This window comes from Singulisphaera chitinilytica, from assembly GCF_049331405.1.
In the GTDB taxonomy this organism is placed as follows: Bacteria; Planctomycetota; Planctomycetia; order Isosphaerales; family Isosphaeraceae; genus PoT.
This window is the reverse complement of the sequence record NZ_CP186274.1, coordinates 1,058,701-1,082,347: the sequence shown is the minus strand read 5'-3', so window position 1 is coordinate 1,082,347 and position 23,647 is coordinate 1,058,701. Positions and strand designations below refer to the sequence as shown.

The following is a 23,647-nucleotide window of genomic DNA, read 5'->3' as shown; positions in this document are numbered from 1 at the left end:
AGTCACGAAGCGCGAGGTTCGGCGCGGACGACGCTCTATCATGACACAGGACGCTTGACACGTCTCGCCATGGTGCCGAGATCCACCAATGAGGCGCGCCCCTTAGACTGCTCAACGAGGTCGCAGATCAGGTCGATCACCTGGAAGTCGGGGTCGGTCACGACCAGGCAGGACGGGTGTCCCAGGAAGTCGTAGGTCGCGCCACGGTCGATGGCCCAGGAGAGCCCCTGATGGACCGCGTCCAGGAACGCCGGCCGCGGCCACTTGCCGGTCCGGAAGGCGTTGACGTCGCTGATCGGGTTCATCGGGACCTCGACCAGCCCCGACTGATAGGCGAACGGCTGGGCGTCGGCCTGGGCCTGCACGATCCCGGCGATGACCTCCTTCGACGGGGCCTTGCCCGGCTCGGCCTGCGGGTGCTTGGGATACTTGCTGCTGACCCAGTCGAACCCGAGCCTCAAGAGCAGCTTCTGGATCTCCGGGAACTCGACGATGCCGTCGTAGAACCCGCCGGGGGTCCGGAACCCCTGGGGCGCGATCCCCAGGCGTTGCTTCATCGCGAGGGTCGCGAGCCGGATGTTGCCCTCGATGATCTCGAAGGCCGACTTGCCCTCGACGAGCCAGGGGGCTCGCTGGAAGCGGAACTGCGTCTCCGAGGGGGTCTTGGCCCGGACATTGACATGATCATACGTATGATTGCCGACGTAATGCCCTTCCTTGACGATCTCCTCGAGCCAGGAGACATCCTCCTGCTCGAAGACTCGGCCGACGGCGAAGAAGTGGATCCGCCCCCCCTTGGCCTTGACCCTGCGGGCGGCCTCGACGGCGTAGCGCTTGGTGTCGGCGTCGAGGTTCCCCTTCTCGTAATCCCAGTGGGTCTGCTCCCAGGTCGGATAGTGCCGGCACATCTCGAGGTCGAGCGTGATGGCGACGTGGGCGTGGGGCTCGGCCGGGTCGGGGGCCGTCGAGGCTTGCGTCGATTCATCGCTCAACGCCATCGCCGCGCCGAGCGAGAGGGCGCCGGCGAGGAATTCGCGGCGGTTCGCGTTGCCGTGGCCGGTCATCGTCCGTTCGCCTTCTCGGTCGAGGGGATGGGATGGATCCATGACGCCTGGGTGACGAGCAGGTTCAGGGCGGCGAACGAGACCGAGGCCGTCGTCGCGAAGCGGGGGGTCGGATGCGCGGGGAAGGTCGCGATGGTCGCGTCCCCGACGAGGAAGACGTCGAAGTCGGGGCCGAGGTTCTTGTAGCCGGCCGTCGTCAGGCAGACGCACATATCCGTATTGTAGCCGGTGAGCAGGACGTGGCGAATCCCCCGCTTCTTCAACTCGTCGCGGAGCAGCGGGTAGCCCTCGAGGTCGTAGATCACGTAGTCGTCGGGATGGACGTCGATCGTGTTCATCACGGGGATCGGCTGGTCCCAGAACCCCGCGTGGTCGTAGCCGGGGCCGGCGTCGAGGCCGGGGAAGGCCTGGAAATAACCGACCGTCGGGGTCTCCGGCGAGACGACGATCGTCGACGGCAAGGCCTTCCCTTCATAAGGGAACTCCTTGAGCTTCGCCGAGAGTTCCTTGGCCCCCTCGCGACGCTCGGCCTCGGTGGGCTTGCCGTGGAAGGAGCGGTAGACCTTCTTGCGGATCGGGTCCTCCTTGCCGGGGAGGCTGTAGGCCACAAGGCCCACACGGCCTCGGAGCGACTTCAAGAGCGGGTTGATGACCTTGCCGCCGTGGTCGAGCACGATCTTGTTCTTGGCCGGCGTGCACTGGAAGGCGACCCCGGCGGGCTCGGGGGTCTTCCACCCCTGGCCGTCGTCGATCCCCCACGGATGCACGACGATCACCGCCGTCCGGTCGGCCCGGAGCCGGTTCGGCATCTCGATGATCCCGCGCGCGTTGTACGAGAACCGCCAGGCTCGCACCTCGAGATCCGCCCCCGGGTCGTCCACCAGCGTCGGGGCCGCGAACCGGGCGGTCTCCCGGATCGGCTCGACGAACTCGGGGAAGTCGGCGAGGATCGGCCTGGGCGACGAGAGCGGCGTGAGCTTGTTCTCATACGTCCGCGAGCCGGGATCGGAGCTTGGTTCTCCCGCCTTCGCCGAGGGGTTGCAGGCGAGGGCCAGGGGCAGGACGAGCCCCCTCCATCCCATTCGAAACCGCATGCGAGTCATCGGGTTGCGTCCTTTCCCAGGGGTTCCTGGGTTTGGAGGTAGCGGAAGAGGTCTCGGAGTTGGTCGGGGTTGAACTCGCGGTAGAGCCCCTCGGGCATGAGCGAGGTGGTGGCCTCCTTGATCGACTCGATGTCGTCGCGGGCCACCCGGGTTCGCCTGTCGTTGGCCTCGATCAGGGTGAGGGAATCCGGGGTCTGCTCGGCGATCAGGCCGTTGAGAACCCGGCCGTCGCGCATGGCGATCAGGAACGACTGGTACTCCTTGCGAACGACCCCGCCCGGATCGACCAGGCTCGTCAGCAGGAAATCCCGATCGGCGCGGTTGGCATGCGTCAGGTCGGGGCCCACGGCATGCCCCTCGTCGAACAGGCGATGGCACGAGGCGCATTGCTTGGTGAACAGGTCATGCCCGCGCCGGTGATCCCCCTGGGCCGCCCGGAGGTCGTTGTTGAGCCGACGGACCTCCGCCAGCTTCTCCTCGGGCGTGGCCGCCTTGATCGTGCCCCAGTGCTTGCGGGCCCGCTCCTCGAGTTCCTCGTCATGTAGCAGGGCGATCCGGCGGACCTGCTCGATCGGGACCTCCGCAGCCGGGATCTTCCCCGCGTCCACCGCGTCGAGCAGTTGGTTTGCGCCCGAAGGCCTGCCGAGCAGGACGTCACGCGTCGCCTCGCGCCAGGCCGGCGACTTTGCGGGATAGGCCGAGATGAGTGAGGCCCCGGCCTCGCGATCGTCGAAGGCTCCCAGCCCCTTCACCGCCGAGATCGCGACCGAGTCGAGCGGCTCGTCGAGGGCCAACCCCAGGAGCACTCGCCGGCCTGAGGGTTGGGGAGCTTCGGCCAGCAGTTCGACCAGGGAGAGGCGGGTCGATGGCTTGGTGGCTCGGTCGGCCGCCAGCTTCAGGGCCCGATCCAGGGCCGATTCATCGCCGAGCCGGGCCGCGAGCCGCAGGGCGATGAGGTCGTCGGGATGGTCCTTGGCACGCTTCGCGATACTGGTTGCCAAAATTGAGCCGGTTGTCCCCGGCCGACGCCCCCGCGTCGCTTCGTCGAGGGCCACAAGCAGCGCAGGCTGCTGGGCCGAGGGGGCTGAGGCCAGGAGGCGGAGAATCAGTGCATCGCCTCGCTCATTCTTCTCGGCCGCGTAACGCTTGATGAGGCGAGGGCCTATCACTTCGCGGACCAGCGAGGATTTCCAGGCGTCCGGGGCCACGTAAGGATTGAGCCCTTCGCCCTCGGACGCCAACGCATCGCGTTCAATCGCCCACCAGGCGAGTAGCGGAACGTAAGGATCGGATTTGTCGATGTCCCGCAGGGCCAAGGTCGACGTAATTGGGATGGCCATCGAGCGGGGGAGCCGCCTGGCCGTGCAGGCGAGTTGCGCCCGGACCAGGACGCTCGGATCCTCACGAGCCAGTTCGACGAAGCGTTTGGCAAGTTCCGGGGCGACCTGCTCGCGATCTCCCAGGAGCCGAACGGTCCAGGCCCGGACCTCCGCGAGCGGGTGCGAGAGAAGGCGCCCGGCCGTCGCGTCGTCGAGGCCGCCAGTCGCGTCCAGGATCCAGAGCCAGTCCAGGGCCCGGAGTGTGCGTCCGGCGAGGGCCGATTCGCGGAGCTTCGGCCAGAGGGCGAAGTCATTGCGCTCGATCAGGGTGCGCCGGGCCCGGCGGGCCTGCCAGACGTTCGGGTGGTCGAGAAGCGCGATGAGCGCCTCCTGGGAGAGCCCCGCGAAGCCAAGATCAGAGAGTTTGCCAACCCCAGGGCCGTCGAGAGCGACGATGCGGCCGTTGGTGCGATCCCAGTCGGCATCGGGGTCGGGGTGGGCGGTCCGCTTGTCGTGCCAGTCGGCGATGTAGACCGAGCCGTCGGGGCCGAGGGTCATGTCGCTGGGGGCGAACCAGGTGTCGTTGGCCCGGAGCAGGTCGCCTCCCTGCGAGGCCCGGAAGGTCGAGCCGTCGGGCTTGATCGTGTGCCAGTGGGCCGAGTGGTCGAGCAGGTCGCCGGCCAGGAACTTACCGCGGAGGGCCTCGGGGAAGGCGTCGGCGTCATAGAAGAGTCCGCCGACGGCGACGTGGCCCCCCTTCACGCCCTCGTGCGGCACGTGCTCGAAGTAGCCGAACGTGTACGGGTTATGCAGCGGCCCGTGCTTGCCGAACGACTTCCAGTAGTAGCCCCCCTGCACCGCATGGAGCACGATCGAGGAGCCGACGTTCGTGCAGGCGAAGAGGTTCCCTGCGCGGTCGAAGTCGAGGCCCCACATGTTGCCGCCCCCCTCGGCGAACAGCTCGAATTTGCGGGTCTTCGGGTGGTAGCGCCAGACGCCTTGCTGGAACTCGATGCCGCGAATTTTTGCGGTCACCGTGCTCCCTTGCAGCCCGTAGAGCCAGCCGTCGGGCCCCCAGGTCAACGAATTCACGACCGAGTGGGCGTCCTCCATGCCGAAGCCGGTGAGCAGGACCTCGGGATCCCCGTCGGGCACGTCGTCCCGGTCCTGATCCGGGTAGAAGAGGAGGTACGGAGCCTGGGCGACGAAGACCCCGCCGTGGCCGAACGCGAGGCCGCTGGCCAGGTTCAATTCGGTGGCGAAATCCTTGGCGTGGTCGGCACGCCCGTCGCCGTCGCTGTCTTCGAGGATCGTGATGCGGTCCCCCCCTTTGGGCCCCTTTGGCGGGGGTTCCGGGACGCGGTCATACGCCGTGCGCGAGTAGCGGTCGACGTTGACCCGCTTGAGGCCGGCGGGGTTGGGATACTGGAGGTACTGGATCACCCACATCCGGCCCCGGTCGTCGAACTCGATCGCCACCGGCTGCCGCACGAGGGGCTCGGAGGCGAACATCCGGGCTTTGAGGCCGGGCGCGGGGGTCATGCGGCCGGCGGCCTCGGCGGGCGAATAGCCCTGCGCACGCAGGCGGGCCGGGGTGGAAAGCAGGAGGGCCGCCAGGGCCAGCCGTCGTAGGGATGTCCGCACAGCTCGTCGCACCCGTGGGATCAAGATATGGCCGGAGAACCGGTTCCCAGGCCGGGGCCATGATATCGGTCGCGGCGCCCCGAAGATACGCCCCACCCGCGACGGTCAAGGGGGCCGGCCGCGATCATTTCGACAGACGTATCGAATTTCTCATGCCTACGCATGAACCTACGTCCCGTCATATTTCGTCCCGCCGACGGCTCGCTTCGGCGCCAAAAGCAAGGTGATGGAGTCGGGCCGAGCGGGGCGGTCGCGTGGTTTGGCGGATTCGTCCGGGGGATCTCCGGGTCGGGTGCCCTGGAAGGAATCGTGGTCGCGTTGTAATATTTGTGGGATTGGACCGCGATCGGTCGTTGGAGGACTTTACACTTCTCGGGAGACTCGTTTTCTTTGGAGATGGACGTGAAGGTTCCCAGCTCGACTAGGCTGGCCCAAGTCCTGCGTTGGTTGGCGCCGGCGCTCTTCATCCTCGTCGCCACGATCGATGTCCGCGCGGACGTCGCCCCGTCGGCCGACAACACGCATCCGAACCGGGTCAAGCTCAAGTCCCCTCGCAAAGAGGTTCCCAAGGTCGTCAACCTCCTCGACGACGAATGCGAACCCCTGGAAGACGAAGACGACGGGACCGAGCTCGACCCCATCGCGCTCCTGGTGAGCCGGGCCGACGCCCGGACGCCCTCGGGCGCGGACCGCATCGCCAAGGCCTTCTGCTTCATCATCTTCACGCCCGGCCTCTCGGCGGACCCCGCCTGGCGCCCTGCCCCCGAGTCGATCCTCGATCGCGAGGGGCACTTCCTCGCCGTGGCCAGGCCCCTGCGCGCCTGGATGCAGTCGCGGACCTGTTGATCCCTCCTCATTCCCGCCCCAATCGCGTCGAACGCGAGCCTCTTCGGCCCGTTGTTCCGCGACCTATCTCGTCGACTTCGACCCGATCATTCCCCGCGTCCTGATGGTTTCCATCGCGTGACGCGCCGGGGAGACGCGCATCCCGACATCGGACCCCGCACGCCGGGCCCGCGTGGCCCTTGCGCCCGGTCCCCTGGCCGTTCGAAGCCTCGCGAGCCGTCGCCGCCGGTGCGCGCCGACGACAACCGTCGTCGTCCCGCCCTTGTGCCCCGAGCCGGCCCACGCCCCGCGAGCACCGAGGCGAACGCGCACTCCCCCGCGCCCAACCTAGAGAGTGAAAGTTCATCTCATGTTTGATCGTCTGATCGAGGGCTCGCTCAAGCAGCGGGCGCTCGTCGTGCTGATGCTCGTGGCCCTGGTGATCTCGGGCACGTATTCACTGCTCCGGCTCCCCATCGACGCCGTGCCGGATATCACCAACGTCCAGGTCATGGCCCTGACCAACGTCCCCGCGCTCGGGCCCGAGGAGGTCGAGCGGTTCGTCACCGTCCCCGTCGAGAACGCGATGAACGGCATCCCCTCCGTGAAGGAGGTGCGCTCGTTCTCGCAGTTCGGGATCTCGGGGGTCACCGTCGTCTTCGACGACGGCATCGATATCTACTGGGCCCGGCAGCAGGTGGGCGAGCGGCTCGCCCAGGTGCGGTCGAGCATCCCCCCCGAGTTCGGCCAGCCGGAGATGGGGCCGATCGCCACGGGGCTCGGTGAGATTTACCAGTTCGAGGTGCGCAACGCCGACAACGCGCCGAACCCGCGCACCCTTATGGAGCTGCGGACGCTCCTCGACTGGGAGGTCGCGCGGCCGCTCAAGAGCGTGCCCGGCGTGATCGAGGTCAACGCCTTCGGCGGCGAGCTCAAGACGTATGAGGTCCGGCTCGACCCCGCCCTGATGATCGCCCGAGGCGTGACCGTCAACCGCGTGCTCGAAGCCATCCGCCAGAACAACGCCAACACCGGCGGCGGCTACCTCGAGCGCAATGGCGAGCAGCGCGTGATTCGCGTGGTCGGCCTGATCGAGGAGATCGAGGACCTGGAAGAGGTCGTGCTGAGCACGACGGCCAAGGGGACACCGATCTTCATCCGCGACGTGGGGGAGGTCCGGTTCGCCCCCATGATCCGCAGCGGCGCCGTGACCAGGGACGGCCGGGGCGAGGCGGCCACCGCCACCGTCCTGATGCTCTCCGGCGAGAACTCGCGCGTGGTCGTCGAGCGGATCAAGGAGAAGCTCGCCGAGATCCAGGCCAACCTCCCCGACGGCGTCGTCATCGACACCTTCTACGACCGCGCCTCGCTCATCGAGCGGACGATCCACACCGTCGCGCATAACCTGGCCGAGGGGGGCATCCTGGTCATCACGGTCCTGCTCGTCCTGCTCGGGAACCTCCGGGCGGGGCTGATCGTGGCCCTGGCGATCCCGCTGTCGATGCTCTTCGCCGGGAACCTGATGCTCTCGTTCGGCATCGCCGGGAGCTTGATGAGTCTCGGGGCGCTCGACTTCGGCCTGATCGTGGATAGCGCGGTGATCGTGATCGAGAACGCGGTGGGGCGGCTCGCCCACGCGAGCAAGGACGAGCGCTCGGTCGACGTGGTGGCCCGCGCGACGCTCGAGGTGCGCAAGCCGGTCGTCTTCGGCGTGGCAATCATCACGCTCGTCCACCTGCCGATCCTGGCGCTCGAGGGGGTCGAGGGGAAGATGTTCCGGCCGATGGCCCTGACGGTGATCTTCGCCCTGACCGGATCGTTGATCCTGTCGCTGACGGCAACGCCCGTGCTCGCCTCGTTCTTCCTCAAGCCGGGGACCGCGGAACGGGACACCCTGCCCATCCGCTGGGCCAAGCGTATTTACGAGCCGATCCTCAATTTCTCGCTAAAGCGGCCGGTGTCGATCGCCCTGGCGGCAGTGCTCGCGATGGCCGTCTGCATCCCCGTCGCCCTTGGACTCGGCGGCGAGTTCATCCCGAAGCTGGATGAAGGGGACCTCGTCGTCGTCCTGATCCGGCCGCCGAGCGCCTCGCTGACCGAAGGCCTGGCGGATTCGACCCGGTTCGAGAAGGCCCTGCGCGAGGCCTTCCCCAAGGAGATCCGCACCATCGTGAGCCGGACCGGCCGCCCCGAGATCGGCATCGACCCCGCCGGCGTGAACATGGCAGACTCCTTCGTGCTGCTCAATCCGCCCGACGAGTGGACCGAGGGCCGGACCAAGGCGGACCTCGTCAGCGGGATCGAGCGGGTCGCCGCCAGGGCCCTGCCGGGGACGTTCATCAGCTTCACCCAGCCGATCGAGTTGCGGTTCAATGACCTCCTCGCCGGCGTCCGCGCCGACGTGGGCTTGAGCCTCTTCGGCGACGACCTCAAGGTCCTCCAGGAGAAGGCCGACGCCCTGGCCAAGACCCTGGAGAAGATCCCGGGGGCCGTCGAGGTCAAGGCCCAGGCATTAGGTGGCCTGCCCTACCTACAGATCGACATCGACCGCGACCGGATCGCCCGGCACGGGATCAACGCGTCAGACATCCTCGACGTCGGGGCGACCCTCGGCGGCAAGGTGGTCGGGCTCGTGGTCGAGGGGGAGAAGCGGTTCGACATCCAGGTCCGGTTCCGCCCCGAGTACCGCAACGACGTGGATATGATCAAGCGCCTCAAGGTCGCCGACCCCTCCGGCCGGTTCCTGCCGCTCGGGGAGCTCGCCGACGTCAGGCTCGAGGACGGCACGTATGAGATCTGGCGGAAGGATCGCAGGCGGCGCGTGATGATCCAGGCGAACGTCCGCGGCAGGGACCTCGCCAGCTTCGTCGCCGAGGCCCAGCGCAAGGTCGCGGCCGAGGTCAAGCTGCCCCGGGGTTATACGCTCCAGTGGGGCGGGACCTTCGAGAACCTGCAGTCGGCCACCAAGCGGCTCACGATCGTCGTCCCGCTGGCCCTGGCCCTGATCTTCCTGCTGCTCTACGCGACGTTCCAGTCGGTGAAGCTGGGGGCCCTGATATTCCTGTCGGTGCCACTCGGGGCGATCGGCGGGATATTGGCGCTCTGGATACGAGGGCTCGACTTCAGCATCTCGGCGGGCATCGGATTCATCGCGCTCTCGGGGGTGGCGGTGCTCGACGGCCTCGTGCTCGTCTCGGCGATCCGGCAACTCGTCGAGGAGGGAGTCGAGGTCCGCGAGGCCGTCACCCAGGCGTCGATGAGCCGCCTGCGGCCGATCCTCATGACCGGCCTGGTCGCGGGGCTCGGGTTCGTCCCGATGGCCTTCTCGTCCAGCTCGGGCGCCGAGGTGCAACGCCCCCTGGCCACGGTCGTCATCGGCGGCATCCTGACCAGCACGCTGCTCAAGCTGATCGTCCTGCCGGCCATCTACGCCTGGTTCGACCCGGGCAGGCCGGAAACCGACGAGCAAGGCGCGGGCCCGGATCCCCAACCCGCCCTGCACCACGCCTGACGCGCGGGTGTTGGCTCGACCGAGACCTTCGTCGAAGGGGCGGGATCGGCCATCGTGCTCGATCCCGCCTCTTCGGGCGTTCGATCCGGAGCCGGGCTGCTCCTCGCCCCGCCCCGCGCAGGGGGGAATGCGCGAGGCGAGGGGCGGGCGTCAGCGCGACGCCCTGGCTTCGTGGAAATAGTCGTGATAAGCGATCGGTTCTCGTGGGCCCGGCTCCCAGGCATGCGGGCGGCTGGAGACGCGCAAGGCGTCCGTCATCCAGCCCGCCAAGAGCATCAAGGAGCCGCAGAGGAGCATGCCGACAATCATGGAGCTGAGCGTCATTGGGAAACCCCGCGTACTGGGATGAGGCCGGGGCGGGCATGCAAAGGGGGGATCCCCATGCCCGAAGCCCGGCCTCCCAGACGAAGGGAATCATAGGCGCCCCAGGTAAAGGCAAGCTGAGAGGATTGTTAAATCGGCTTTATCTAGGCGGTTCCTCCCTGGATCCGAACCCGGCCGATGTAAGAATGCTCCTATCGAGATCAATCGAGGCACGGGTCGAGACGGACGGGGGAAGTAGGGAATGGGCATTCGGATCCTCGTGGCCGAAGACGACGCCAAGGTCGCCAAGTTCCTGGTGCGAGGCCTCCGCGAGGAAGGGTTCACCGTCGAGCACGCCGCCGACGGCGAGACCGCATGGCACTTCCTCCGCTCGGGCGACTGGGACCTCGTGATCCTCGACTGGTGGCTCCCCGCGCAGGACGGCCTGACCGTCCTCCAGCGGTTCCGCCAGGTCAATCGAGCCACCCCCGTGCTCTTCCTCACCGCGAGGGACGCCGTCTCCGACCGCGTCCGAGGGCTCGACGGAGGCGCGGACGACTACCTCTGCAAGCCGTTCGACTTCGAGGAACTGCTGGCGCGAGTCCGAGCCTTGATCCGCCGCCGCGACGCCGCGAGCGGGACGACCCTCTCATACCGCGACCTCAGCATCGACCTGGCCGCCCAGCGCGTCGAGCGGGCCGGCGCCTTCCTCGAGCTGACCGCCAAGGAGCAGGCGCTGCTGATCTTCTTCCTGAGGCACCCCGGCCAGGTCCTCTCCCGGACCCGGATCTACGACCACGTCTGGGGAGAGTCGAGCGACTTCTTCTCGAACACGCTCGAGGTCCACATCAAGGACCTCAGGCGCAAGCTCGAATCCAGGGGGCCTCGCCTGATCCACACGGTCAGGGGGCGCGGATACCTGCTGGGCGAGCCGGCCGAATCGGGGGCGGCCGCGGGGGCGGAGGACCGCGCATGAGCCTGGCGACCCGCGTCTCCTCGTTCTTCCTTCTCGCGCTCGGGCTGGCCCTCGCCGGGTTCTCGACGGCGCTCTATTCGCTCGCCCATGTCTACATGCTCAGGCACCTGGACGAGCATATCATGCTCGACCTCGACTCCCTGGCCGCCGCGGCCGAGATCGGGCCGACCAGAGTCGAGCATTGGGACTCGCATCGGATCTCCGGAGGGCTCGACCCCGAGGTCGAGGACATCTTCTGGATCATCTACGACGAGCAAGGCCGGGAGGTCGACCGCTCGAAGAACTCGGGGGATGCCGACTACTCGCGGAGCCGGAACCTGGCCCAGGCCGTGAGGCACTCGCATGCGTCGATGACAGACCCGAGGGGCAAGCGCTGGCGGCTGGCGCTCCGGCAGCTCGAGTGCGCCCCCGCGGCCAACATGGCATCGAACGGCGGCGATCGCGAGGAGCCGGAGTTCGACGAGGAGGAGTCGGGGGCGCGCGAGATCCACGCCCCCGGCAAGGCCCCCTCGACCTGGGGCCGACGATCGCTCACGCTCGTCGCCGGCTCGTCGCTCGACCCGCTCGAGGCCACCCTGCGGACCCTAGCCGCGACGCTGGCGGTCCTCTCGGTGGCGCTGCTGGGGCTCGCCACGATGGTGGGCCGATTCTTCTGCCGCAGGGCCCTCGTGCCGATGACGCGGATGGCCGAGACCGCCCGCGACATGACCACGGCCGACCGCGGCCAGCACCTCCCCAGCCCCGAGACGGGGGACGAACTCGAGGACCTGGCCACCAGCTTCAACGGCCTGCTCGACCGACTCAACGAGAGCCTCGAGCGCGAGAAACGGTTCACGGGCGAGGCCTCGCATCAGCTCCGCACGCCGCTCACGGCCCTCATCGGCTCCATCGACGTCGCCCGCAGGCGTAGCCGGACGGTCGACGAATACCGCGAGGTCCTCGACGACATCCACGAGGACGCCGTCCACCTGCGCCGGATCGTCGAGGCCCTCCTGTTCCTCTCCAGGGCCGACGCCGAGGCCATGCGGCCCGACCTCCAGCGCATCGACCTCGGGGCCTGGCTCGAGGCCCACATCAACCACTGGCGATCCCGCGAGCGCGGGGCCGACATCCAGCCCCCCACGCACCCCGAGTCGATCCTCTGGGTCCGCGCGCAGCCGGTCTTGCTCGCGCAATTGCTGGACAACCTGCTCGAGAACGCCGTCAAGTACAGCGACCCCGGCACCCCGATCCTCGTGCGGGCCTTCCGCGAGGACGGCCTGGCCTGCCTCGCGGTGGAGGACAGGGGTCATGGCCTCGGCCCGGCCGACCTTTCCCACGTCTTCGAGCCCTTCTTCCGCTCCGACCGGGCCCGCCGCCTCGGCCAGCCTGGGATCGGCCTTGGCCTGGCGATCGTCCAGCGCATCGCGTCGGCCTTCGGGGGCTCGGTCGACGTCCGCAGCGAGGTCGGCCAGGGCTCCCGCTTCACCCTCCGGCTCCCCGAGGCCGTCACGCCCAGGGCCGTCGCCTCGCTCGCGCCCTTCGAGGCGGCCGAGCGCCCCTGAGCCACCTCGACGGCCGGTGCGAGGTTGCTATCGGGTCGGCTTGGAGTACCCTACAGGCCTTCCTCCGCGCGGGTGGGGTCCCGTGCATCGTCCCGAGCGAACGCGTCAGGATTCGGCCATGCATCAACGCCCACGACTTCGATGGTCCCTCCGTCTCGCGACGACGAGCCTGATGCTCGCGATTGCGCCCCTCGCAGGCTCCGCATCGATTGCCGCCGAGGCCAAGGCCAGGCCCAACGTCCTGGTCCTCTTCGCCGACGACCAGCGGGCCGACACTCTCTCGGGGCTCGGGAACGCGCTCATCAAGACGCCGAACATCGACGGCCTCGTGCGCGAGGGGACGACCTTCTCCCGGGCCTACTGCATGGGCTCGCACCACGGGGCCGTCTGCATGCCCTCGCGTGCGATGCTGCTGACGGGCCGATCCCTCTTCCGCATCAAGGAGGATCTCGCCGGGCAGGACACCTGGCCCGAGGCCTTCACCAGAGCCGGTTATACCAGCTTCTTCACGGGCAAGTGGCACAACGGGGGGCCCTCGGCGCTCCGGATCTTCCCCCGAGGGAAGGCGATCTTCCTCGGGGGCATGGGAGAGCCGTACAAGCTCCCCATCCAGGACATCTCGCCCGAGCATACGTTCGTAAATTTGAGGCCGAGCGGCGAGCACTCGGTCCAGGTCTTCGCCGACGCGGCGATCGAGTTCATCAAGGGGCAAGGGGGCCCCGACCCGTTCCTCTGCTACGTCCCGTTCAACCTGCCGCACGACCCTCGCCTGGCCCCGCAGTCCTTCCACGACCGCCTGAACGCGAACAAGCCTCCCCTGCCCGCCAACTACCTGCCGCAGCATCCCTTCAACAACGGCGCGCTCGTCATCCGCGACGAGGAGTTGGCCCCCTGGCCGAGGACTCCCGAGGTCGTCCGCCAGCACCTGGCCGACTACTACGCGGCGATCGAGTTCCTCGACGAGCAGGTCGGCCGGATCCTCGCCGCCTTGAAGGCCTCCGGGAAATACGAAAACACGGTCGTCGTCTACACGGCCGACCACGGCCTCGCGCTCGGCAGCCACGGGCTCTTCGGCAAGCAGTCGCTCTACGACCACTCGATGCACTCGCCCCTCGTCATGGTGGGGCCCGGCGTCCCGAAGGGGAAGAAGACCGACGCCTTCTGCTACCTCCTCGACATCTTCCCGACCCTGGGAGACCTCGCCGGCGTGCCGGGCTCGAAGGAGAGCGAGGGCCTGAGCCTGGTGCCGGTCCTGGAGGGGAAAGTCGCGACACGCCGGGATTCGATCTTCACCTCTTATGCCTCCTTCCAGCGCGCCGTGCGCGACGACCGCTGGAAGCTGATCGTCTATCCCCAGATCAACAAGACGCAGCTCTTCGACCTCCACGACGACCCCGACGAGACGCACGACCTGGCCGCCGACCCGAACCACAAGGCCGAGGTGACCAGGCTCACGTCCCTGCTCCAAACCTGGCAGCGCGAGGTGGGCGATAACCTGCCCCTGACCAGCGAGAATCCCCAGCCGGCCGAGTTCGACTTCTCGAAGGTGAAGTCGAGCGCCACGAAAAAGGCCGCCGGGGGCTGATTGTGCCCTCGACGGCCTTTGATTTCAGTGCGAGCCTCGACCTCTCCTCACCCGATCAATGCTTGCTCGGCGCAAGGTACGAGTCGAACACGCGGACCTTGGCGAAGTCGGCCTTGTTCTCCTCGACGAACTTCAAGTGTCGGGGGTGGACGAGGTACTTCGCCTCGGCTTCCTTGCTCTCGAAGACGACGAGCAGGGCGACGTCGAAGTCGCGGACGCTGACGTTCGGCTCCTCGACGTCCTGGGCGATCGTCCCCAGCGAGAACGAGACGGTCCCCTCGTGGTCGGTCAGGTACTTCTGGCACGAGGCGACGAACTTGTCGCGGGCGGCCTCGGAGCGATCCTTCAAGGTGAAAAAGACGCTGTGCGCCAGTTGCGGGACAGCCTTCTCGGCCGAGCGGGTATGCGAGACGACGCCCACCACGAGCAAGAGGGCGAGGGCGGGGACGAGGCAACGTACAAGCATGCTAGTCATCGTCGGTTTCCTTGGTGGCTGGGTGCGATATCCAGGGGCCTCCCGGGCCCGAGGAACGCCATCATCCCGGCCTCCGACTCGCTTCGCAAGGGGCCGGCACCCGGGCGATGCCCGCCCGAGATCCCTTGTCCCCGGGCCTCCGGAAAGCGCATCATGGAGCCGAGCCGGCGAGTCTCGCCCGAATCCGGGCCGCGCGCCGACTCCCAGGAGGGATCCCACGATGGACAGGATCGGAACCTTGGGCGTCGCGATCGGCCTCTTATCGCTCGTGCCCGCCACCTCGAAGGCGCAGGCGGTGGCCTTCATGCCCGGCATCGGCAGCTTCCCCAACGGCGCGATGATGTCGGCAACCCCGGTGGTCTCGGCCGATCGCCGCTACGTGCGGCTCACGGTCAACCCGCAGTTCACGGTCCTCCAGGGGTTCGACTCGTACTCCGTACCGGGCGCCGTCACGGGGGGCGGCCAGACGGGGATCGGGGGAATCGGCGGGCTCGGCGGTGCCGGAGGCGGGATCGGCGGGGGCGTGGGCTTCGCCGGCATGAACGGGCCGATCTCCGGCGACTCCTCGGCGATGTCCTCGGGCGAATTCGCGGCCGACCCGCAGGGGTTCGTCGACCAGTCGCCGCAACGCCGGCCCGATGTCGAGGCCTCGACCGACTTCGAGGACCAGCGCTGGGTCGAGGCCCCGCCTCGCGCCGAAGTGAGCCCCCAACGGCACCAGTCCGCGCCGAAAGCCACGCTCAAGAAGCGGCGAGGCCGTCCGGCTCGTGCCGAGCGATCGACGGCCACGACCAAGCGTTCGAAGTCGGCCGCGAAGGCAACCCGCGACAACGGCGCCTCGGTCACGCCCTGACTGACGACGCGAGCCTCGATCAGGCGACGGCCTCGCTGGATTGCCTGACCCCCTGCCGCCTCGGGGTGTGCGGCGCATTGGCCTCGGGCTGGCGCTTCTCGTGTTCTCGCTCCGACTGCCAGAAGAAGTAATCGTTGCTCTGCGCGGGGTATTCGCGCACCTGGGCTTCGAGGAGCCCGAGGGCCCGGCTCACCCAGGCCGCCGCCTGGCCGTCGCGGCGAGCCTCGGGGGGGACGCGGAACGAGGGCTGGAACTCGAGGTCGAAGGTCCCGTCCTCGTTCATCCGGCAGAAGGCCGGCAGCACGGCGGCACCGGTCATCGCCGAGAGCGTGACCCAGGTCGTCGAGTACGACTCGGTGTGCCCGAGGAAGGTCGCGGTCACCGCCTTGGCGTCCTGCCAGCGCACGTCGCAGGCGACCTTGAGAATCATGCCCGCCCGCAAGACCCTCGACGCATGATAGATCGACGAGGCCAGCTCGGCCGTCCCCGCCTTGCGCGAGACGAACAGCTCGGCCTGGCCGAGTTCCCCGTCGGTCGCGAACTGCTCGGCCAGGTAGTTCGAGATGTTCCTCGGCTTCTCGCCGAACCAGCGCAGGGGGTATCCGTTGCGGAAGAGCCAATGGGTCATCAGGACGTGCGAGCCGAAGTGGTTGGCCAGCAGCACGACCCCCTTGCCCCCCGCAATCGCCTCGTCGAGATGCTCGCGCCCGGTGACCCGGAACCGCGAGGCGACCCAGGCCTCGGGCCTGCCGTCGAGCAGCAGATCACGCACCCGCCAGCGGTATGTCTGGCGCGCCAGGGCGAGGCTCACCTGGCGCACGTCCCAGCGGCAGCCGAGGCGGTTCGCACCGTCGCTCACGGCGCGGCGATAGTGCGCCGCCTGGTGCGGGATGACCAGCAGATCGAGCCGCCCCATCAGGCTGAGGAACCACTGCGCGAATCGGTAAGGGGAACGGCGCAGGACGGGCAGGACCACCTGCAAGACGACCTTGTGCACGATCATCCACCGCTGCCACATCGTCACGCTCCGCCGACTCGCGAAGTGCCCCGGCCGCGTGCGCCCGGGCGCTCCGATCCGAATCGATTGTCGAGGCTGTCGGGAAAGGGAGCCTGGTGCGGGGGGGATGCCGCCAGGTTGGAATTGGAAATGGATGACTCAGGATGGGCGCCGGACGCCCAGGCGCGGGGCATCCTCGAGAAAGCACGGGCCTCCGAAAGGCCCGCGTCCCGCATCCTTCGTTCGAAGTTGGCTCGAGGGTCGTGGCCCGCCCGGATCAGGCGGCCGACTTGCCCAGCAGGTTCGTCATCTGGTCCATCAGGTCGGAGACGTAGCGCAGCTCCTTGACCTTCTGGACGTCGATGCTGACGTGGAACCGATCCTCGAGCCGGATCGTCACGGAGACGATGTCGATCGAGTCGAGGTCGAGGTCCTCCACGAGCCGCGAGTCGGCCGTGATGACGAGGTTCTTGGTGCGCTCGACCTCGGTCTTGATCGCGTCCGTGATCTCTTCCAAGAGCTTGGCTTCCCCCACGGCTTCTCCTTCCGTTGCGAGCTAAGGAGTCCTCATCCTTGAGTTTCGACCCGCGGTCGAAAGCCTCTCTCCGTCGCTGGCGGCGACCTTGCCGGCATCATCCTGACGCCCGCCCAGTCTCGCCTCGTCTCGAGTCCGATCCCGAACGGCCCTGTCTCGACTTCGACAGGCGTTCTCGCGGAACTTGAGAGGATCGGGTGACGGATCCGCGACACCGACGGCCCTGCGATCAGCAAAGCTGACCACCAAGCCCTCCGCGCGGAAGTACGTCGACTCGACCTGTGCCAAGGGATGTGATTTCGAGGGGGCCTCTTTCTAACGGTTTTCGCCCCGGGGATGAATGGAACTTTTTACACTTTTGCGATCCGACGCAATTCGGCTCAAGTCCCGGTGATCGTCGGGCCAAGGTCTGATCCCACACCGAGGACGCCGCATGCTTCGATGAAACATGGATGTCATATCGCCAAGCATCTCCGGATTCGTTACGTTACAAACCGTTGCCATCTCCCCGATGGGCGACGGCGGGCTCGAGCACCGACGGATGTTCTTGTTCTGGAGGCCCCACCATGGCCGGCAAAGGTGAGACGGTCCTGGAGCGTTGGTTCGAGGAGGTCTGGAACCAGCGTCGGCTCGACACGATCCACGAATTGCTGACGAGCGAGAGCGTCTGCATCGTCGACGACGGCCCGATCAAAGGACCCGAGGAATTCCGCCAGCGGGTCTTCGACCCCTTCCTGGCGGCCTTCCCGGACCTCAAGGTCGAGGTGAAGGGCGTGATCTCCGACGGCGATCAGGTCGCCGTGCGCTGGGAGGCGACCGGCACCCACACCGGCGAGATGCCCGGCCTCAAGGCCAGCCAGAAGCCCGTCGAGTTCCGCAGCATCACCTGGTCCCGCGTCGTCGACGGCAAGCTCGCGGAAGGCTGGCAAAGCTCCAACATCCCCGAGGTCTTCCGCAGCCTCAACCAGGAATGATCGCCTGTTTGCCTTGGAAAAAGGAACGATGCCGAACGCCCGTACCTCGCCCCGGATTGAATACGCGGGATTCCTCTCGATGGCGTTGCAGGCCGCGCTCTACGCGATCCCCAGGCTCCCCGGAATCTTCGCCCCCTACAAGATCGCGATGGGCCTCGTCGTGCTGTGCCTGGTCGTCTACTTCGCCTTCCTCGGGATGCGTGCCGCACGACGAAGCGGACGAGCCGCCGCCTGGACTTCGCTCGTCGTCCTCGGCTCTATCTTCGCATACAGCCTCGCCATGAGCGTCAGCCGGACAGCAACCGAGGCTGCCAATCGCGAGAGCCATCATTGAACTCCGGGGCTCCGTCGATTTTCTTCCCATTTTCGATGTACAAACGTCGACAATGCGACGATATCTAGTCTCAGATCGAGACACCGCGCGAAGGGGACGTCGAGCAGGATCAAGGTGGATCCTGTCCCCGGGCGTTACGCGATCTCGAACCCGGTGGGAAAAGGAGCGACGCATGGAGGCGAAGGGCCTGACGCCGATCCTGAACGTCTCGAACATCGTCGAGAGCTTCGCCTGGTTCGAGAAGCTCGGCTGGAGGAAGGGCTTCGAGTGGGGGACGCCGCCGACCTTCGGGGCCGTCAGCTCGGGCTCGTGCGAGATCTTCCTCTGCCATGACGGCCAGGGAGGCCGGGGCAAGAGCACGAACCCCTCGACACGGACGCAGGACGGCGATTCGGACGACCGCGGTGTCTGGATGTCGGTCTGGGTCGCGGACGCCGACGCGACCCATCGCCACTGCCTGGAGCAAGGCCTCGAGGTCTCGTTCCCCCCGACGAACGAGCCCTGGGGCGTCCGCGAAATGCACGTCCGACACCCCGACGGCCACGTCTTCAGGATCAGCCAGGGGACCGATTGCGACGAGACCTAAATCGAAATACGTCTTCACGACTCGATTTCTGGACATTCAAGCAATAACGCAAGTTTAGCGGATTGCCTTCAATCCCGGGGCGTTGATCGCCCGATGGTTCGCCTGTGCGCCCGAAGGATCGAGGCGTTGCGGGCGACGACGGGACGAGAACGCGTGTGGGGATGGGCCGAAGGTTCTCGCGAATCTCGTCGAAATTCCCCTGGACAAGAACAGAACAGGCGTACATACTCACGCCGTCACCACTAATCTTCCGTACACTGGAGACCGATGATGAGCATGCCGAGGTTTCTCCTGAATCTCTGCGTCGCCGCGTCCGCCCTTTGCGTCGTCAACGTCGCGGGGGCCCAGGAAGAGATGCCCATCCCCAAGCCGACGGCCGAGCACAAGATCCTCGCCACCGAGGAGGGGACGTGGGACGCCGACATCAAGTCGTACCCGAACGGGCCCGACTCGCAGCCGATGGCCTCGAAGGGGGTCGAGGTCAACACCGTCCTCACGGGCGGGCTCTGGGTCGCGTCGACCTTCCGCTCGGATTTCGGCGGGATGCCCTTCGAGGGGCGCGGGCAGTTCGGTTACGACCCGGCGAAGAAGAAGTATGTGGGGACCTGGATCGACTCGATGAGCCCCTCGCTCAGCGTGCTCGAGGGCTCGTACGACGCCAAGACCAAGACGCTCACGTTCACGGGCGACGGCGTCTGCCCCATCGACGGCTCCAAGCTCGCCCAGCGCATGGTCACCGTGACCAAGGAAGACGGCAGCCGCGAGTTCACGCTCTACATGACCGGCACCATGACAGGCGGCAAGGAAGCCAAGGTCATGGAGGTCGTCTACACCAAGCGCAAGTCGTGAGCCTCGCCGCCGGGCGGGCGCGGGGAGGAGTCCCGACGCGTCGGCTCGGAGTCAGTTGCGAGGGTCGGTGATGGCTGGGGATGGAGTCCTCGACCGTCGAGACATGAGGGGCCGGGGGCGTCGCACCGCGACACTCTCGGCCCCTGCTCGTTTCGAATTGAGCCGGCGAGAGCCCCGAGATCTCCCCCGATCGTCAACACCTGAATCCGAAGGCACATCAATCGCGCAGAATTGCGACGATTTCCCGATTCGAGAATTTCAGCAATGGCCCGGAACATGCTCTAATGTTAGGTAGAACGGATGCGAGGCCCTGATCCGGGTCCTTGTCGGACAGGGGAGGATCCAGACTTACCTCTTCACGGAGCATCCGATGGCGAGCAAGAAGAAGTCGAAAGGCGTCCTGGAGAAGATCGGCGAGGCCGCGAGCACGGCCGCCGAGGTCGTGATGGATGCCGGCTCGAAAGCAATCGAGGCGGTCGGCGACCTCCTGCCGGACACGTCCTCCTCCAAGCCAAAGCCCAAGCGGACCAAGGCCGCCCCCAAACCCAAGGCCGCGCCGAAGGCCGCCAAGGTCGCCAAGGCCGAGACCAAGACCTCCGAGCCTGAGGCCAAGGTCGCCAAGCCGAAGACCGCCCCCAAGGCAGCGGCGACCAAGGCCGCCAAGGTCAAGACGACGGCCGCCCCCAAGGCTGCCGCCGCGCCCAAGGCTGCGGCGAAGGTCAAGTCCACGCCCGAGGCGACCAAGGCCCAGAAGGCGACCACCGCCGCCCCGGCCAAGGCCGCCAAGCCCAAGGCGGCGACGTCGGATTCTGCCCCCGCGGCCAAGAAGACCGTCGCGGCCAAGCCCAAGGCCGCCAAGCCCGAGCCGAAGGCCGCCCCCGCCGCCAAGGCCAAGAAGTCGGCGAAGAAGAAGTCCTGAGCCCACTCAGGTCGAGCGATCAAGCGACGGCTCATCCGATCCGTCGCTTCGCTCGCCTCTCATGCAAAAGTTTCACACGCCAAGCAACCAGATATACGACTACCTTTCACAACCTCCTCTCTGTCGGTCTCATCTCGGTCCTGCACAGCGGCCCGTCGAGTCCCGTAACACGAACTCGGCGCGGGGCTTCCCTTTGCGGGGTCTCGCTGCAATAATGCAGCGAATTGCCATCTTTATCCTCCAATCGCGGAGGTGAAGGGCAAACGTGGAAAGATGGGAAACTTTGATTCTTTTCAAATCGCACCACGTTTCCATTTGAACGGATTTCCATCGCATCCCCGCCAAGTCCGAGTTGGCGACGATGGACGGAATTGAGGCGGCGAACCGATTCGCCCGGCGCTCGGGCCAAACGTCGGCCCTGGCCGGACCATCGGAATCCTCGCCAGTTGAGACATTCGCAGGCCCACCCTCGGCGAGGCCCGAGCCGGTTGCACATCTGAGTTCGGGAGCGAGCGAGAGATAGAGAGGGAGCGACGATGATCGAGTTGAAGGTCAACAGAGAGGCCTGCGCAGTCGACGTCTCCCCGGATACGCCCCTGCTCTGGGTGATCAGGGAGACGCTCGGCCTGACCGGCACCAAGTTCGGCTGCGGGATGGCCCAGTGCGGCGCCTGCACGGTGCATCTCGACGGCGAAGCCGTGCGGTCGTGCGTCACCCCCGTCTCCCGCGCGGCGGGCAAGGAGGTGACGACGATCGAGGGATTGGCCGATGAGGTCCGAAAGCCGCTCCAGCAGGCCTGGATCGCCGAGGACGTGCCCCAGTGCGGCTACTGCCAGTCGGGGCAGATCATGGCCGCGGCAGTCCTCCTGCGCGAGAACCCGAAGCCCACCGATCAGGATATCGACGACTGCATGACCGGAAATATCTGCCGCTGCGGCACCTATCTCCGCATCCGCAAGGCCATCCACCAAGCTGCGGCGATGGCGTCGTCCAAGAAGGCGGAGGTGGCTCGATGAGCGACGTGCTCAACCTCAGCCGGCGCGAGTTCCTGCGCAAGGGTTCGCTCGCGGGCGGGGGCCTCGTGCTCGGCGTCTACCTCCCGCAACTCGCCAAGGGGGCCGTCGCCGAGCCGGCCGTCGAGAATGTGAACGGGAAGGCCAAGGCGAAGGACAAAGGCGAGCCCGCCTCCTTCAAGCCGAACGCGTTCGTCAGGATCGGCGAGGATGAGTCGGTCACCGTCATCGCCAATCACTCCGAGATGGGCCAGGGGATCTACACCGGCCTGGCGATGATCGTCTGCGAGGAGCTCGACGCCGACTGGAGCAAGATCCGCGTCGAGGCGGCCCCCGCCGACAAGATCTACAACCACACCCTCTACGGCGCCCAGATCACCGGCGGCAGCACGAGCACCTGGACCGAGTGGGAGCGGCTCCGCAAGGCCGGGGCCTCGGCGAGGGCCATGCTCATCGCCGCGGCGGCCGAGCTCTGGGATGTGCCGGCCTCAAGCTGCTCCGCCAGCGATGGCCACGTCGCCCATGCCGGCTCCAATCGGAAGGCCTCATACGGCTCCCTCGTCGAGCGGGCCTCCAGGCTGTCGCCGCCGAAAGAGGTGACGCTCAAGGATCCGAAAAGCTTCAAGCTCATCGGCAAGCCCACGAAGCGGCTCGACACCCCGTCCAAGGTCGACGGCTCGGCCGTCTTCGGGCTCGACGTCAAGCTGCCGGGAATGCTCGTGGCGCTGATCGCCAGGCCCCCCGTCTTCGGCGGCAAGGCGAAGAAGGTCGACGCAACCGCGGCGAAGGCGATCCCGGGCGTCCGGCACGTCGTCGAGATCGACCGGGGCGTGGCGGTCGTCGCCGACGGCTTCTGGGCGGCGAAAAAGGGACGCGAGGCCCTGAAGGTCACCTGGGATGAGGGACCACTCTCCGCCCTCGACACCCGCATCCAGGGGGAGGAATACGCCGAACTCGCCAAACGCCCCGGTGCCTCGGCGCGGAACGACGGCGACGCCCCGGGGACGCTCGCGAAGGCCTCGCGGAAGCTCGAGGCCGTGTATGAGCTCCCCTACCTCGCGCACGCCACGATGGAGCCGCTCAACTGCGTGGCCGACGTGCGGCCGGATGGCTGCGACGTCTGGACGGGGACCCAGGGGCAATCCTTCGACCACCTCGGCGCCGTGCAGGATACCGGGCTCAAGCCCGAGCAGGTCAGGATCCACACGACGCTGCTCGGCGGGGGTTTCGGCCGGCGGGCGGTGATCGACGGGCACTTCGTCCGCGAGGCCGTGCAGGTCTCGAAGGCCGTCAAGGCGCCGGTGAAGGTGATCTGGACCCGCGAGGACGACATCCGAGGCGGCTACTATCGCCCCAGGGCCCGACACACGATGGCGGGCGCGATCGGCGAGGACGGCCGCCCCGTCGCCTGGAAGCAGGGGATCGTCTGCCAGTCGTTCGCCGTGAACACGCCCTTCGAGAACGCGATGGTCAAGAACGGCGTGGACGACACGGCCGTCGAAGGGGCTGCGGATCTCCCCTACCAGATCCCCAACCTCGCCGTCTCCTGGCAGATCGCACCGGCCGGTGTGCCGGTCATCTGGCTCCGGTCGGTCGGGCACACGCACACGGCCTTCGTGGTCGAGAGCTTCCTCGACGAACTCGCTCACGCGGCGAAGCAAGATCCTTACGAGTACCGCCGCGCCCTGCTCGCGAAGGACTCGCGGCACAGACGCGTTCTGGAACTGGCGGCCGAGAAGGCGGGATGGGGCCAGCCCCTCGCCGAAGGGGTCGGGCGCGGGATCGCCGTGCACCAGTCGTTCGGCAGCTATGTGGCGCATGTCGCCGAGGCCTCGGTCTCGCCCGAGGGGAAGATCCGCGTCCATCGGGTCGTCTGCGCGATCGACTGCGGCCCGGTCGTGAACCCGGATTCGATCCGGGCCCAGATGGAAGGGTGCATCGCGTTCGGGCTCACGGCCACCCTCTATGGCGAGATCACCTTCGCCGAGGGCCGGGTCCAGCAGCGCAACTTCCACGACTACCCGATCGTGCGGATGAACGAGATGCCCGCCGTCGAGGTCCACATCGTGGAGACAGCCGACAAGATGGGGGGCGTCGGCGAACCCGGCGTGCCCCCCGTCGCCCCGGCCATCGCCAACGCGGTCTTCGCCGCGACCGGCAAGCGGATCCGCAAGCTGCCGATCCGCCCCGACGACCTCAAGAACGCCTGAGCGGCTCGCACAGCACACAGCCCCTTTT

General features: G+C 67.3%; 20 protein-coding genes. 13 read left to right on the top strand and 7 right to left on the bottom strand.

Annotated features, from left to right (window positions below; all coding sequences use genetic code 11):
- Positions 1–38 precede the first annotated feature (38 nt).
- The 3 genes from ACOYYX_RS04220 to ACOYYX_RS04210 are packed head-to-tail and all read right to left on the bottom strand — an operon-like array spanning position 39 to position 5,130.
- Positions 39–1,064, bottom strand: coding sequence for a polysaccharide deacetylase family protein (locus ACOYYX_RS04220; protein ID WP_422928689.1), 1,026 nt, complete (start codon positions 1,062–1,064; stop codon positions 39–41).
- Complete coding sequence (locus ACOYYX_RS04215; protein WP_422928688.1) at positions 1,061–2,158, bottom strand: isochorismatase family protein; 1,098 nt, start codon at positions 2,156–2,158, stop codon at positions 1,061–1,063. Before ACOYYX_RS04215 ends, ACOYYX_RS04220 begins: the two co-directional genes overlap by 4 nt.
- Before the next feature lie 5 nt (positions 2,159–2,163).
- Positions 2,164–5,130 carry a PVC-type heme-binding CxxCH protein gene (locus ACOYYX_RS04210; RefSeq protein ID WP_422928687.1) on the bottom strand — a complete coding sequence of 989 codons (2,967 nt, stop codon included), beginning with the start codon at positions 5,128–5,130 and terminating at the stop codon, positions 2,164–2,166.
- Positions 5,131–5,532: 402 nt separating this feature from the next.
- On the opposite strand from ACOYYX_RS04210, the gene ACOYYX_RS04205 reads away from it, so the two are divergent.
- Positions 5,533–5,976: a hypothetical protein gene (locus tag ACOYYX_RS04205; RefSeq protein ID WP_422928686.1), complete on the top strand. Its 444-nt coding sequence runs from the start codon at positions 5,533–5,535 to the stop codon at positions 5,974–5,976.
- Positions 5,977–6,325: 349 nt separating this feature from the next.
- Positions 6,326–9,466, top strand: a complete 3,141-nt coding sequence (locus ACOYYX_RS04200) for an efflux RND transporter permease subunit (protein WP_422928685.1) — start codon at positions 6,326–6,328, stop codon at positions 9,464–9,466.
- A gap of 150 nt (positions 9,467–9,616) precedes the next feature.
- Here the strand turns inward: ACOYYX_RS04200 and ACOYYX_RS04195 are convergent, their stop codons facing one another.
- Complete coding sequence (locus tag ACOYYX_RS04195; RefSeq protein WP_422928684.1) at positions 9,617–9,790, bottom strand: hypothetical protein; 174 nt, start codon at positions 9,788–9,790, stop codon at positions 9,617–9,619.
- Positions 9,791–10,031: 241 nt separating this feature from the next.
- Here ACOYYX_RS04195 and ACOYYX_RS04190 point away from each other — a divergent pair, with 241 nt between their 5' ends.
- The 3 genes from ACOYYX_RS04190 to ACOYYX_RS04180 all read left to right on the top strand — a co-directional run bounded on the left by ACOYYX_RS04190 (position 10,032) and on the right by ACOYYX_RS04180 (position 13,874).
- Positions 10,032–10,745: a response regulator transcription factor gene (locus tag ACOYYX_RS04190; protein ID WP_422928683.1), complete on the top strand. Its 714-nt coding sequence runs from the start codon at positions 10,032–10,034 to the stop codon at positions 10,743–10,745.
- Positions 10,742–12,289 carry a sensor histidine kinase gene (locus ACOYYX_RS04185; RefSeq protein WP_422928682.1) on the top strand — a complete coding sequence of 516 codons (1,548 nt, stop codon included), beginning with the start codon at positions 10,742–10,744 and terminating at the stop codon, positions 12,287–12,289. The genes ACOYYX_RS04190 and ACOYYX_RS04185 overlap by 4 nt, the downstream gene beginning before the upstream one ends.
- A gap of 118 nt (positions 12,290–12,407) precedes the next feature.
- On the top strand, positions 12,408–13,874 hold the full coding sequence (locus ACOYYX_RS04180; RefSeq protein WP_422928681.1) for a sulfatase-like hydrolase/transferase: 1,467 nt from the start codon (positions 12,408–12,410) through the stop codon (positions 13,872–13,874).
- A gap of 55 nt (positions 13,875–13,929) precedes the next feature.
- On the opposite strand, the gene ACOYYX_RS04175 is transcribed toward ACOYYX_RS04180, so the two are convergent.
- A complete protein-coding gene (locus ACOYYX_RS04175) occupies positions 13,930–14,340 on the bottom strand; it encodes a Dabb family protein (protein ID WP_422928680.1) in 411 nt (136 codons plus the stop codon).
- Between the two features lie 229 nt (positions 14,341–14,569).
- Between ACOYYX_RS04175 and ACOYYX_RS04170 the strand changes: the two genes are divergently transcribed.
- Complete coding sequence (locus ACOYYX_RS04170) at positions 14,570–15,202, top strand: hypothetical protein (RefSeq protein WP_422928679.1); 633 nt, start codon at positions 14,570–14,572, stop codon at positions 15,200–15,202.
- Between the two features lie 19 nt (positions 15,203–15,221).
- Here ACOYYX_RS04170 and ACOYYX_RS04165 read toward each other — a convergent pair whose 3' ends face one another.
- Positions 15,222–16,220, bottom strand: coding sequence for a lysophospholipid acyltransferase family protein (locus ACOYYX_RS04165; RefSeq protein WP_422928678.1), 999 nt, complete (start codon positions 16,218–16,220; stop codon positions 15,222–15,224).
- Positions 16,221–16,476: 256 nt separating this feature from the next.
- On the bottom strand, positions 16,477–16,734 hold the full coding sequence (locus tag ACOYYX_RS04160) for an acyl carrier protein (protein WP_422928677.1): 258 nt from the start codon (positions 16,732–16,734) through the stop codon (positions 16,477–16,479).
- Positions 16,735–17,300: 566 nt separating this feature from the next.
- Here ACOYYX_RS04160 and ACOYYX_RS04155 point away from each other — a divergent pair.
- The 7 genes from ACOYYX_RS04155 (at position 17,301) to ACOYYX_RS04125 (ending at position 23,619) form a co-directional block, all read left to right on the top strand.
- Positions 17,301–17,708, top strand: coding sequence for an ester cyclase (locus tag ACOYYX_RS04155; RefSeq protein ID WP_422928676.1), 408 nt, complete (start codon positions 17,301–17,303; stop codon positions 17,706–17,708).
- Between the two features lie 28 nt (positions 17,709–17,736).
- The gene (locus tag ACOYYX_RS04150; RefSeq protein WP_422928675.1) at positions 17,737–18,042 is read left to right on the top strand and encodes a hypothetical protein; all 306 of its coding nucleotides are present in this window, start codon (positions 17,737–17,739) and stop codon (positions 18,040–18,042) included.
- A 172-nt stretch (positions 18,043–18,214) separates the two neighbouring features.
- Entirely contained in the window at positions 18,215–18,628 is a 414-nt protein-coding gene (locus ACOYYX_RS04145) for a bleomycin resistance family protein (RefSeq protein ID WP_422928674.1), read from the top strand.
- A gap of 276 nt (positions 18,629–18,904) precedes the next feature.
- The gene (locus ACOYYX_RS04140; protein ID WP_422928673.1) at positions 18,905–19,477 is read left to right on the top strand and encodes a DUF1579 domain-containing protein; all 573 of its coding nucleotides are present in this window, start codon (positions 18,905–18,907) and stop codon (positions 19,475–19,477) included.
- 370 nt (positions 19,478–19,847) lie between these two features.
- The gene (locus ACOYYX_RS04135) at positions 19,848–20,396 is read left to right on the top strand and encodes a hypothetical protein (RefSeq protein WP_422928672.1); all 549 of its coding nucleotides are present in this window, start codon (positions 19,848–19,850) and stop codon (positions 20,394–20,396) included.
- 536 nt (positions 20,397–20,932) lie between these two features.
- Positions 20,933–21,412 (top strand): (2Fe-2S)-binding protein, encoded by a 480-nt coding sequence (locus ACOYYX_RS04130; RefSeq protein WP_422928671.1) that lies wholly within the window; start codon positions 20,933–20,935, stop codon positions 21,410–21,412.
- On the top strand, positions 21,409–23,619 hold the full coding sequence (locus ACOYYX_RS04125; protein ID WP_422928670.1) for a molybdopterin cofactor-binding domain-containing protein: 2,211 nt from the start codon (positions 21,409–21,411) through the stop codon (positions 23,617–23,619). The genes ACOYYX_RS04130 and ACOYYX_RS04125 overlap by 4 nt, the downstream gene beginning before the upstream one ends.
- The last annotated feature ends 28 nt before the right edge of the window (positions 23,620–23,647 follow it).